Origin of the sequence: Eggerthella sp. BIOML-A4, assembly GCF_009875575.1 — a bacterium.
GTDB lineage: Bacteria > Actinomycetota > Coriobacteriia > Coriobacteriales > Eggerthellaceae > Eggerthella > Eggerthella lenta.
Genome location: NZ_WWRX01000009.1, coordinates 31,856 through 44,080, shown reverse-complemented (window position 1 = coordinate 44,080; position 12,225 = coordinate 31,856). Strand labels below are relative to the sequence as shown.

Sequence of the window (12,225 nt, the reverse complement as noted above, 5' to 3'; positions counted from 1 at the left end):
CCACGTCGTAGGGGAGCTATCTTACCGCATGATCGAAGGCGGCGGCTCGTCGTTTCGAAGCGTTACGGCCGCCGCCAGCCTCACCGCGCCTGCGACGACGAGCAGCCCCGCGCTCGCCAGAAGCACCGTCGACACGTCGGGGGAGAACGTCAGCAGGTCGCGCCACGGAACGCCCCAGACGAAAGGAAGCGCCAGGATGCAAGCGGGGAGCGCGACGTGCAGCAAGACGCCTCGCACGAGCAGCATGCGCAGCGACCGGGCGCGTACGATCGGCGCGACGCCTCCCCTGCACGCTGCGGAAAGCCGGCGCCGCCACCGACCCGTCAGCAGCAACGGCGAGACGGCGAGAAGCAGGGCGCTCGCGTACAGCACGTCGACGCGTTGGCGCCACGCCCATGTCCACGCATCGTCCATCGGCTGCCCCGTCCCGCCGATGGCGACCGACACCACCCCGCCGACCAGGTCGAAGAACCGGATGTTGCCGCCCGCGTTGTCGTTGGCGTCGCTCAGCGCCACGATGCCGATGCCGCGCTCGGGCAGCAGGCACATGCTGGCAGTGTAGTTCTCCACCTGCCCGTCGTGGGACAGCACAAGCTCGCCGTCGTCCCACGAGAACGACGTCCAGCCCATGCCGTAATACGTATCGCCCTCGGGGTCGGGAACGCGGTCGAGGAACATGCGCCGCACGCTGTCGGCGGACAGCACGCGCGCGCCGTCGCCGCCCATGCCGCCGTTTAGATACATCCGCAGGTAGGAGGCCATATCCCGCACGCTGGAAGCCACGTAGCCCGACGCGGGACCGCCCCATGCGCCGTCGCCTTGGGCATGCCGGAACCCATCGGCCACAGGCAGCCCGAACCAGTCGCGATGGCCCGGCACCATGCCGAGCGCCTCCGCTCGCGCCGGATCGGCCGTCGTCGAAGCCATGCCGAGCGGCTCCAGCACGTGCTCATCCAGGTAACGAGCGTAGTCCTCGCCCGAGGCTCCTTCCACCACGCGCCCCAGCAGGTCGTAGTTCGCGTTCGCGTACGAGAACGCCCCGAACGTCTCTCCCAGCTCGCCGTCGGCGGCTTCCGCGAGCGAATCGTAGGCGCCGAACCCGCTCGTTTGGTTGAGCAGGCTGCGCACGGTCACCTCGTCGGGCACGTCGTAGCCCGGGGCGTAGCGCGACGCGGGCGCGTCCAGATCCACCGCGCCCTGCTCAACCAGCTGCATGACGGCCACCGCCGTGAACGATTTGCTGAGAGAGCCCACGACGAAAGGCGCGTCCGCGTCGGGGCAGTCGCCGAACGTGCGCAGGTAGCGCACGCCGCCGGCATCCACCACCGCTACCGCCAGCCCGGGCGCACCCGCTCGCGGGAAGTTCGCGGCCAAGTAGGCGTCCATGCGCGCGGCCAGCTCATCGCCCGTAGGCTCGAGCCCTTCGGGAGACGCCCCTTCGTCGGCCTCGTCGAGATCGGCGGCGGACGCCTCCGCGTCGCCGGGATCCTCCGGGTCGTCCGAAGCCTTCGCCTCGGTCGCACCTCCGGACTCGGCCTCGCTCGCCGCGCCGTCCTCCGACACGGCCGCCTCGCCGCCTGCAAGCGGCAGGACGGTCGCCTCCCCCGACGCGCAGGACGGCAGCAGAAGCGCGCATGCGGCCAAAGCCGCCGCCACCGCGGCCGCGACGATACCGCGCATCGGTCTTTCGCTCCGGCGTCCCATGCTAGAAGCTGCTGTACACGAACTGCACCGGCTCGCTCAGCCCCGAGAAGACCACGAACCACCCCAGCGCCAGCGCCAGCGCAACCACCGCCAGCGCGGCCGCCGCGCCGAGCAGCGCCGGGCGCGCCTCCGCCGCAGCGCGCGCCGCGGCAGCCAGCCTTCTCGCGCGCGCCATCACGATGCGCTCCCGCCCGAGCCGCCGTCCCCGGCGTTTCCGCCCACGCCGGCCAGCGAAGCGCCCGCGTTTCCCGCCGCGTCCAGTCCCTCGGCCGCACCGAACCGGCCGCCGCCGAGAAACGCGTCGTCGCGATCGTGGACGAAGTCGTAGAACGCCTGCTCTATGCGCACCCAACCGCGCCAGCCGGGATGCACCGTGTCGCACAGGAAGTACTTCTCGTATTCGCAGCTAGAGAAGTCGGCGTAGGCGGCCCCGGCGTCGTCGCACAGCCCGCGGATGCGCTCGTAGTACGCCTGGCGCTCGGCGTGTGCAACGCCCTCGCGGTCGTACCAGGCACCATGCACCGGAAGGATGGTCACGAGCGGCTCGAGCCCTGCCTCGCGGCACACGCGCAGGAAGCAGGCGAGATCGGCGTACTCTTCGTCAGCCTGCGAGAAGTTCTGCCCGCGCTCCACGTGATAGCCCGAGTTCTTCTGCCAGTACGCGTCGTATATGCCGAAGTCGTTCGTGGTGCAGGCGGCGTCGCCCGATGCATCCGCCTGCTTCAGCAGCGCGTTCCAATCCGGCTCGCCGGTGGACGTGCCCGCGGCGCGGACGGTGCTTTTGAGCGGCGCGCCCGCGATGATGCCCGGAAGCCGGCTGCGCGTGCGCAGGTCGTCGGCGAACGCCGTGGCCGCGTCGTTCGCTGCGTCCAGCACGGTGTCGCGGTTGGCGGCCGCCGTGGTCTTCGCGTCCACGCCCAGCGCCTCCACGCGCGAGCGCACGTAGGCCTTCGTCTCACCGGAGATGCTCGGGTTGTTCGCGAACCGGCGGTACAGCTCGTAGGAGAACTTCGAAGCGAACTTGCCCTGGTCGCCGTTCCCTTTGAAGAACCACTGGGGCGACACGACGATCATCACCTTCTTGTTCTTCGCTTCGCCGGCGTACGCGCCTGCGGCGATTGCCTGCCACAGGCTCTGGTCGTACGCCTCGCCCACGTAGGTCAGATCGACGCCCGTCACGTTCTCGCCGAACACCGCCTGCGGGCATTGCGCCACCTTGTCCTTCGAGATGAAGAACTCCGACGAGCCGAACGCAAGATGGCCGTCGTCGCTCATCGACGCCGTGGTGAAGGGCACGCTCTGCGACTTCGTGCCCGAGTACACGTAATCGTAGAGGCGTGCCGGATCGTAGGCGGTCTGTGCAGGCAGCATCGCGCAGACGCCCGCCAACCCGAGCGCGGCGGCCAACAGCCCCGCGAGCACGCCGCGCAGCAGACGCACGCCGGTTCGCGCCCGTTTGGACGCGGGCGCTGCCCCCGGTATGTTCGAGCGCTTCGCCATATCGCTACAGTCTGATCTCCACCTGGTGGATGATGAGGTTCACCGTGTTCATCTCGTCGCGCTCCACCTCCGTGGGGGCAATGTACACTCCGAAGACGTCCTCGATATCCACCAAAAGCTCGATGGCTCCCATGGAGTCCAGCAGCCCCAGCGCGAACAGGTCCTCGTCGCGGTTCGTGCGCACCTCGTCGTCGCCGCACACCTCTTCGAGGATGTCCAGCATCTTCTCCTCAAGCTCCTCGTACGTCATATCAGCCATTGAACGCTCCTTTCACGAGCATCGCGATCTGCCCCGAGAACAGCGCGAACCCGAACATCACCAACTGCAGCGTGACGAACCAGGACAGCGCCTTGAACGCGGGGGCCTTCCTATGGGACTTGTAGAACTTCGACTTCTTCTGAAACGCTTCGTTGCCGGCTAGCAGCAGGCCGTGAAACAGGCCGTACAGCAAGTAGTTGACCGTGAGGCCATGCCAAGCGCCCATAAGGGCCATGTCGAACACGAAGCCCCAGCATGCGACGGCCAGCCGGCTGTCGAACCAACGGCGCCTCAGCGCCAAGCGCGAGAACCGCATGAACACGAAGTCGCGCAGCCAGAACGACAGCGTGATGTTCCACCGGTTCCAGAAGTCCTTGATATCCACGGCCGCGAACGGCGCGCGGAAGTTGCGCGGCGTCCGGATTCCGAAACAGTAGCTGGCGCCCATGGCCATGAGGCTGTAGCCCGCGAAGTCGAAGAACAGGTACAGCCCGTACACGTACGCCGTTCGCACCTGCACGCCCAGCTCGGCGAGGAAAGGCCCCGTTCCCCAAGCTGTCGGCGCATAGAAGCGGTGCAGCCAGACGGCTATGACGAAGGTGTACACGAGCCCGACCAGAAGCAGCAGGATGCCCCGCGCCAAGAGGCCCGCGTACTCGTCGCACGAGCGCACCTTGCGCGCATCCTCGGCGAATCGGCGCGAACGGTCGATGGGGCCCGAGGTGAACACCGGAAAGAACAGCAGGAAGTACAGGTAGTCGAACAGGCCCAGCTCCTCGATGACGCCGTCGCGCACCTCGAACAGCACCTGCAGCGCCTTGAACGTGATGTAGGACACGCCCATGAAGCCCAGCAGGTTCTGGTCGAACACCGCGCCCGCCTTCGCCGAGAGGAGCGGCAACAGGATGAGCGCGAACGCGACGGCGAAGCGCCCGTTCGAGCGAGGGCTGGCCAACACCCAACGCGTCGAAAGCGTCGCCGTCGCCACGAACAACGCCGCCACGGCGAGACCCGGCAGATCCTTGCAGAACAAACACGCCAAGAACGCGGCCGATGCGACCATACCGTAGCGCGCGATCGGCTTCTCGCGCAATCCGAGGAAGGCGGCGCCCGCCACGGCCAGCGCCAAGAGCATGAAGAAGCTGGGGTCGGCGTAGAACGTCATCGATGATCGCCATGCCTCATGCCTCGGCCAGCGCCTTGCGGTCCACCTTGCCGTTGCAGGTCAGCGGCAGCTCGCCCACGAGCGCCACCGATCGCGGCACCATGTAGCCGGGCACGCGCTCGGCCAGCCGAGCCTTGATGAGACGAGCTATCTCGAAGTCGCTGCCTGCAGGACGCTCGCGCAGCACCACGCACGCCTTCAGGTACGCCACGCGCTCGCGGCGACGCACGGGCACGACCGCCGCCTGCTTCACGAGCGGCAGCGCGCCAAGGTTCTCCTCCACGTCCGCAAGCTCGATACGGAAGCCGTTCACCTTCACGAGCGAGTCGAAACGACCGTCGCAGTACAGCATGCCGCTTTCGTCGAGGTGGCCCGCGTCGCCCGTGCGGTAGGCACGCACGGGCGTGCCGTCGACAAGCGTCGCGTCGAAGAAGGCCGCCGCCGTCTTCTCGGGGTTGCGGAAGTAGCCTTTGGCCACCGTGTCGCCCACGATGACGATCTCGCCGATCCGCCCGGCCTCGCACGGGGCGCCCGTCTCGGGGTCGACGATGCGCAGCTCGGTGCCGGGGCGCGGACGGCCGACGGGGAGCGGGCGCTCGTCAACCAGCTCCGAATCGCCGATCTCGACGTAGGTGACCGCCACGGTCGACTCGGTGGGACCGTACGTGTTCGCGATGCGGGCACGAGGGAACCGCTCGCGCAGAGCCGCAGCCGTGGAGCGGCGCAGGGCCTCGCCGCAGAACAGGAACAGGCGCACGTCGGGCAGCAGGGCTTCGTCGAAGCTGCGGTCGGCCAGGCACAGGTCGGCGAACGACGGCGTGGACGTCCACACTTCCACGCCCGAATCGCGTAGGTCGGCGAATAGCGCGCGCAGATCTTCGGTCTCCTCGCGTTCGACGGCGTGCAGGCAGCCGCCGGTGGCGAGCGCGCCCACCACCTCGTACTCGGACAGGTCGAACGAGTACGGCGGTTGGTCCAGGAATACGCGCCCGCCCTCGCGGATCACGGGAAACGTGCAAACCCAGTCCATGAAGCGCGCAACGTTGTCCGCGCCGACCTCGATGCCCTTCGGGCGACCCGTGGAGCCGGACGTGAAGATGAGGTACTGCGTCTCGTCGCCCGTCACCCAGCTCGCGCGATCGGGGACGACGAAGGGGCTGCCCGCTGCGGCGACGGCCGCGCGCGCATCGAGCACGTCTGACTCGGGCAGCGCGCACGCCAGGGCATCGGGCATGTCCTCGGTAACCACCACGAGCGTCTCCCCGAGCTGGGACAGGATGTCCGCGAGACGCGTAAGGGGCATCTCCGTGTCTACGGGGACGAACGCATGCCCGCTTTTAAGGCAGCCGAGAAACCCTGCGATCATACATGCGGATTTGTGGCCGAGCACCACCGCCGGCTGTCGCTTCTCCGTGCGGGCCGCCAAGGCGGCGGCAATGCGATCGGAGGCCTCCCATAGCTCGGCGTACGTGGTCGTCAGGCCGTTCGGCGCCTTGTGGGCAGGCGCTTGCGGATGTTCGCGCACCTGCTGCTCGACTGCGCGTAAAAACTCGTTCTCGCTCCTCATGCTGATCCTCCCGCAGCTTCCACTATCAAACGGAAAGAATCTAAGACGCATTTCTCAATAAAATGTCTACGGGGCCCGCCGATCACCGTCTGCGCACATTTCGGACACCGTTCCGACGCATTGACGCGCACGATCGCGCCTCGTTCAGGCTGCCGTACCGTATACTGGAATCTTCCGAAAGAAAGCGAGCCCATGAGACCGACGATCTACATCGACGCCGACGCCTGCCCGGTCACGTCCGAAACCCTGGCCGTTGCGCGCAAGAACGCGTTGCCCGCGGTCGTTGCGGGCAACGCGACGCAGAACCTTGCTCGGCACATCAGGCGCGGAGATCCGCGCGAGCCCCGCGACGGGTTCTGGGTGGACACGCTGCCCGTGGGCATCGGCGCCGACGCGGCCGACTTCGCCATCGTGCAGGAGCTGGAACCCGGAGACATCGTGGTGACGCAGGACATCGGGCTGGCCGCCATGGCGCTGGGACGGCACGCCCGGGCCATCGGCGTGCGCGGGCGCGTGTACACGCTGACCACCATCGACCTCGACATGCACATCCGCCACGAGGAGAAGAAAGTGCGCCGCCAGGGCGGCCGGACGAAGGGTCCCGCCGCCTTCGAAGACGACGATCGCGAGCGCTTCGCCGCGAACCTCCAGCGCCTCGTAGAGGAGACGCTGCGCGACGGGAAACGGGAGGGCTTCCCTACAAGCTGATCGCTTGCGACGGATCGACGTTGCGCAAAAACGAGGGGTCGTCGAACAACGCCTTGCACGCAAGATCGCGCGAGCGCAACTCGTGTTCGGCTTCGTTCAGCAGGTTGTCGAGGAACCGCACGACGAAGCGAAGGTCGGGCAGGACGCCCGCTTTCGCGTTGCGGTAGTTCGCGCGCACGAGCGCATCGCGAAAGTACCGAGCATGCCGCTCGAACGGCTCGTTGTCCATATCGAAGCCCAGATCGTGCAGGTAGAGCACCGCGAACACCGCCGTCGTCCGCGTATTGCCCTCGACGAAAGGATGAACCTGCCACAACCTTGCGATAAAGCGGCCGAGATGTTCGAGCTGAGCTTCGTCGAACTCGATGCCGTAGACGTGCGACCGCTCCTCGTCGAATAGAAATGCCAGCGAGCGCTCGATCAACGAGGGATCGGCGTACACCACGCTGTCGCCGTTCAGCACGAACTCGCGCTTTTGCAGCGCTTCAGTCTTATACTCGCCGGGTCGATACGTCGCCGCATCGAGATCCTGGAACAACGCGCCATGGATCACGGCGAGCATATCGGGTACCAGCGCGAACGCGCCCGAAGCCAGCAGCTCGACGATGCGCTGGCTCACGAGGTCGGCTTCGCGCTCCCCCGCAGCCTCGTCGCGCCCATCCGCCTTCTGTCGCGCGTGGTAGGCGCGAATCATGCTGCCCGTCTCGTCCAGCCCGCGCACGCCGCTCACGTGCTCTCGAGCGAGATCGCGCAGATACGGAGAAGGCTTCAGCCCGTCGACCTCCTGCAAGCCCATCGCAACGCGCCAATAGCCCTCGCGCACAGCGGGGTCGCGAAGCTCGGGCTTCGCCTCGTACGGAAAGTCTTCTGGACAATCGGCGGTCAACGAAGCCTCCTTCGCAACTGTTCGGAACTGGATCACGTTCGCCATTGTAGCGCATTACGAGGCGGGCATGTTCTCCCAGTAGTCGGATGACGTGTCGTCGTTGCCCACGATCACCTTCGCGCGCAGCACGCCCTCGGCCGGCAGGTCCGAGAAGCCGACGATCACGCCGTCCATCCACCACTGCAGGCCCTTCATGCCGTACAGGCGGCGCTCGACGAATGCGGTGGACACGCGCAGCTCCGTGCCGTTCTCGATGAAGCCGCCCCCGTCGTCCACGCGAAACGGGAACCCGTTCTCCTCGACGGCCGACGTCACCGTGCCCGACACCGTATAGCCGCAGTCGTACGACGCGAGGATGTCGTCGAGCGTTTCTTCCTCGACGCGCCCCTGCTGCTCGGGCACCAGATCGCGCGCCGGACCGAACACCTTCTGCGCAACGATGGCGCCGTCGGTATGAGCCTCAGTGGAGCGGATCTGCACGCTATCGCCCACCGCCAGCTCGTCGAACGGTACGTCGAAGTGCTCGGTAGACGCGCAATCGACCGACACCTGCGTTCCCGTCGCGATATCCTCGGTGGATTGCGTTATCGCCAGCACGAGCACGAGCGCCTCGTGGTCGATGGAGACGATGTTGCCCGTATTGTGGTACGAGTAGCCCGATCGTACGGGAGGAAGAGGCTGCCCCTCGTCCGATGTCGACGAGAGGCGTGCGTTCGACAGCATCCTCATGAACAAGGGGCCTTCGGACGTCGCGTATTCCACGCGCGGCGTATCGAACCATTCAGGCGTGACCACTTCGATGGCGCCGCCGCCGAGGTCGGTTTCTTCGGGAGATTCCAGCCGAAACGTGGATAACAGCATGACCGGCAGCAGCACGATCGCGCAAAGCGCGGCATACCCCGCCAAGCGATAATCCTTGCCGGATCCTCTCAGCGTTCCCACCAAGACGAACGGGATCGCGACGAAACACGTGACCAGCACGCAAGCGGTCGGGATGTCGTAAACGATGTTGCGCAGCTCCAAACCCTGAGCCGCCGCCTGCTTCTGGCAAACGAAGAAGAATGCGAGCGCGCACACGCTGACGCCCACCGATCCGACGAGCAACGCGATGCACGCCGCACGCAGGTTCGCGCGCGGCGCGGGACGCCGGGGCTCGGAAACGGGCGGCGCATGTCTCGGCCGGGGCGCAGACTGCTCCTCTACCGCACGGTAGCGCCCGACCAGTGCGCACGCCAGCCGCTGGAACACCGCCGCCGTGGCAAGCGCGGACGCGACGAAGACGAGGCCTTGCACCATGAAGCCGATCAGCGAATGAGCCGAATCAAGGACGCCGCTTGCAGCGAGCGCCCATGCCGCCAGGACGAACGCAAGCTCGCCGAGGACCCGTTTGAACGAGCGCCGCGCCCACCGCTCGTTGCTGCCGAGCGCCCAGGATATCGGCAAAACGAGGGCAAGCCCGCTGTACAGCATGAAGATCGCATGATCCCATACCCATGAAAGAGGATTGGGATAGAGGCCGAACAAGCTCGGCGACTGCAGGCAGCTGCCGACCATCTGCACAACAAGCACGGTGACGAACACCGTGAGCGCCTCGGCAGCTACCGCGCCGGCCGAACCGCGCGAAGGCTTGAACGACGCCCATAGCATGAGCGTCGCCCCCATGACCGATGCGTTGACGTACACGGGAAACAGCGTGTCGTCCGCGGGCCACGGCACCAGCGACATCATCGCCGAAACCAGCACGGCGACGAGCGCGCCCACCAGCGCGTACCCGAGCCGCGCGAGCACCTCCCCCGTCCCCGCGCCCGTGCGCTCCTTCGTCGTGAAATCGTCCCGCATAGCGCCCACCCCGTCTACAATCCGTGCGACTCCCGCCGTTTCTGGGCTTCGCGGTATACCGCATCATCGGAGCGAACCCCAATCACGACGATGCGCATGGCATGCTCGATGCGCTCAAGCTTGTACACGATCCGGATGCCATCCGACTTCAATTTCACTTTCATCAGGCCGCTCAACTGGGACAAGCGCTTGTTCCCAAGAGGTTTTCCGTATCCCCCTTCGGATGAGGGAAGAGGATTCGACTGCACTTTGGCGATCGCCTTCACCACGCGTATACGCTGGGATCCGTCCAATGCGCGAAGATCCTCCCGAGCTTCGGGAAGGAACGACAGCTCCCACATCACGCCAGCTCCACGTCTTCGATGGCGTCAACATCCTCAAGCGCGATGCCCAGCTCGGCGTACACCTCTTCCGCAGGGACGGATCCTGCATCCTGATTCGCCGTCAACCGCGCCATCGCTTCGGCCATAAGCACCATGTCGGCCTCGACCTCCGAGAGATAGGCGTACTCGTCCGGCGTCGTGATAACGCGATACGGTGCATTGTTCTTCAACACGATGACGGGCGTGGAATTAGACGCCGACGAGAAAGCCTGCGCGGCCTTGCCCCGGCTGAACGCCGAAACAGGCACCATGTTGTCTAGCAGCTCAGCGGGTGTCGCCATGAAAACCTCCTTATATCGTGAAAATATACTAGCATATTTTCACGATATAGACGAATCACGGCTGCGTGTCATCCTTCTCCTCGGCCAGCGCCTCGAAGGCCGCTTTCATGGTGGGGTTGTTCCTGGTCAGGCGCTTGATGGTGAGGTCTTGGGCCTTGTTGTTCGCCAGGCGCAGGTTGTTCTCGGACGACACGAGGGCGTCCTTGGTCTTCTGCAAGTGCAGGATGGTCTTGTCGATCTCGTCGATGGCCGTCTGGAACTTGCGGCTGGCCAGATCGTAATTGCGCGCGAAACCGCTTTTGAACGTTTCCATCTGCTCTTCGAATTTCGTGATGTCTATGTTCTGGTTGCGCACCACCGCCAGCTCCGCCTTGTACGCCATCGAGTTCAACGCCGCGTTGCGCAGGATGGAGATCATCGGCAGGAAGAACTGCGGGCGAATGGCGTACATCTTCTCGAAGCGGTACGACACATCCACGATGCCCTGGTTGTACAGCTCGCTTTCCGGCTCCAGCAACGTGACCAGCACCGCGTACTCGCACCCCTTCTTCCTGCGGTCGGCGTCCAGCTTCTTGAAAAAGTCCTCGTTCTTGTGACGATGCGACGAATCGTCGGACTCGTTCTTCATCTCGAACATGATGGACACGATCTCGTTGCCCTCCTCGTCGCATTCGCGGAAGATGAAGTCGCCCTTCGAGCCCTCGGACGCGTCGTTGTCCTTCTCGAAGTACGCGCGCGGGAACGCGGCGGCGCGGATCTTGTTGAACTCGGTCTCGCAGTGCTGCTCCAACGACTCGCCCACCATCTTGGTGGACAGGCGCGCCTTCATGTCCTTGTAGCGCTCGATCTCGCCGTCCTTGTAGGCGATGATGTCGTCCTTGGCTTTGAGCTCGATGGCCAGCTGCTCTTTGAGGGCGCTCTCGCATCGGCTCTTCTCGGCGTCCTTGAGCGCCACCTGCGCGGCCAGCGCGTCGCGCTCGCGCTCCAGCGCCGAACGCGCCTGCTCCACCGCCAGCTTCTTCTCCGCCTCGAAGGCGCGACCCTGCGCCTCCACACGTTGCTCCAACTCGACGATGCGGGCGTCCTTCGCAGCCGCCGCGTCGGCCAGCGCCCGCTCGCGCTCGGCGTGGGCCAGGCGCTGCTGGCTCTCGCGCTCACGCTGCTCCGCCTGCAGCCGCGCCTCCAGCTCGGCGATGCGCGCCTCCTTCTGAGCCGCGTCGCCCTGCGCTTTCGCAAGAGCCTCGGCCACGGCCAACTGCACGGCTTGCTGCTTCTCGGAGGCCATCAGCTGCTCGTGGCGACGCACCTCCTTGTCGAACTCGGCGTCGCGCACCTGCTTCAGAATGGCCGCGAAACCGGCTTCGTCGATGGTGAACATCTCGCCGCAATGAGGGCACTTGATCTCGTTCATGCTCGCTCCTTCTCCCGTATCCCCCGATTCTACCCCATCGGCCCCGCACGCCGGGCCTCCTTTCGGGACAGGCGGCGCGACACCCGGTTTTTTCCACGGCCGCCTCCTCGATACCAACTCGAAGGGCAGGGTAGATGAGCCGAAAAACCGGGCGCTGCGGTAAAAACGAGACGGTTTGGTAATGGCGCTCAATACGGTCATTAGGTAGGACGATGCGCTGAACAGGGGTTTCGCGGAAAAGCTCGTCGTCACGATAAGAGAAGGGCCTCGAAAGCGCTCGATTCAGGCTTCTTGAATTACCAAACCGTTCCGATTTTACCGCTGCGACCGGATTTTCGCCTCATCGATCCGTGCGAGCCTGTTTGCCGCGCACGCCGACAGGTGCCGTCGGATCGCGGCGGCTTCGTCGCGCCGATTCTCGCACCTGGCACCGTAGCGCCCCACCGCGAAACGCGAGCACGAGGAAGCACGGCGCGCAGGCGGCCCCGCGCGCCGAACGGGCTCATTCCGATGTCGGCTCAA

Annotated in this window: 12 protein-coding genes; 1 reads left to right on the top strand and 11 read right to left on the bottom strand. The window is 65.7% G+C overall.

Annotated features, from left to right (window positions below):
- Positions 1–21: 21 nt before the first annotated feature.
- From GT613_RS10420 to dltA, 6 genes are all read right to left on the bottom strand, one after another.
- Entirely contained in the window at positions 22–1,680 is a 1,659-nt protein-coding gene (locus tag GT613_RS10420) for a serine hydrolase domain-containing protein (protein WP_230315022.1), read from the bottom strand.
- Positions 1,681–1,705: 25 nt separating this feature from the next.
- A complete protein-coding gene (locus GT613_RS10415; RefSeq protein WP_156732906.1) occupies positions 1,706–1,882 on the bottom strand; it encodes a hypothetical protein in 177 nt (58 codons plus the stop codon).
- Positions 1,879–3,144 (bottom strand): D-alanyl-lipoteichoic acid biosynthesis protein DltD, encoded by a 1,266-nt coding sequence (dltD, locus tag GT613_RS10410; protein WP_231566088.1) that lies wholly within the window; start codon positions 3,142–3,144, stop codon positions 1,879–1,881. The genes GT613_RS10415 and dltD overlap by 4 nt, the downstream gene beginning before the upstream one ends.
- A 64-nt stretch (positions 3,145–3,208) precedes the next feature.
- Positions 3,209–3,463: a D-alanine--poly(phosphoribitol) ligase subunit DltC gene (gene dltC / locus GT613_RS10405; RefSeq protein WP_009307189.1), complete on the bottom strand. Its 255-nt coding sequence runs from the start codon at positions 3,461–3,463 to the stop codon at positions 3,209–3,211.
- On the bottom strand, positions 3,456–4,628 hold the full coding sequence (dltB, locus tag GT613_RS10400; RefSeq protein WP_009307190.1) for a D-alanyl-lipoteichoic acid biosynthesis protein DltB: 1,173 nt from the start codon (positions 4,626–4,628) through the stop codon (positions 3,456–3,458). The genes dltC and dltB overlap by 8 nt, the downstream gene beginning before the upstream one ends.
- A 16-nt stretch (positions 4,629–4,644) precedes the next feature.
- Complete coding sequence (dltA, locus tag GT613_RS10395) at positions 4,645–6,195, bottom strand: D-alanine--poly(phosphoribitol) ligase subunit DltA (RefSeq protein WP_009307191.1); 1,551 nt, start codon at positions 6,193–6,195, stop codon at positions 4,645–4,647.
- Positions 6,196–6,387: 192 nt separating this feature from the next.
- Between dltA and GT613_RS10390 the strand changes: the two genes are divergently transcribed.
- The gene (locus GT613_RS10390; RefSeq protein WP_009609235.1) at positions 6,388–6,903 is read left to right on the top strand and encodes a DUF188 domain-containing protein; all 516 of its coding nucleotides are present in this window, start codon (positions 6,388–6,390) and stop codon (positions 6,901–6,903) included.
- Here the strand turns inward: GT613_RS10390 and GT613_RS10385 are convergent.
- Genes GT613_RS10385 through GT613_RS10365 form a run of 5 tightly spaced genes read right to left on the bottom strand, consistent with a single transcriptional unit; the run spans position 6,893 to position 11,703 of the window.
- A complete protein-coding gene (locus GT613_RS10385; protein WP_240132885.1) occupies positions 6,893–7,834 on the bottom strand; it encodes a Fic family protein in 942 nt (313 codons plus the stop codon). The genes GT613_RS10390 and GT613_RS10385 overlap by 11 nt on opposite strands.
- Before the next feature lie 9 nt (positions 7,835–7,843).
- Entirely contained in the window at positions 7,844–9,628 is a 1,785-nt protein-coding gene (locus GT613_RS10380; protein WP_035585175.1) for a hypothetical protein, read from the bottom strand.
- Between the two features lie 14 nt (positions 9,629–9,642).
- Positions 9,643–9,969 (bottom strand): type II toxin-antitoxin system RelE/ParE family toxin, encoded by a 327-nt coding sequence (locus tag GT613_RS10375; RefSeq protein WP_009609259.1) that lies wholly within the window; start codon positions 9,967–9,969, stop codon positions 9,643–9,645.
- Positions 9,969–10,292 (bottom strand): hypothetical protein, encoded by a 324-nt coding sequence (locus GT613_RS10370; protein WP_009307196.1) that lies wholly within the window; start codon positions 10,290–10,292, stop codon positions 9,969–9,971. Before GT613_RS10370 ends, GT613_RS10375 begins: the two co-directional genes overlap by 1 nt.
- Before the next feature lie 55 nt (positions 10,293–10,347).
- Entirely contained in the window at positions 10,348–11,703 is a 1,356-nt protein-coding gene (locus tag GT613_RS10365) for a DUF2130 domain-containing protein (RefSeq protein ID WP_015760796.1), read from the bottom strand.
- Between the last annotated feature and the right edge of the window lie 522 nt (positions 11,704–12,225).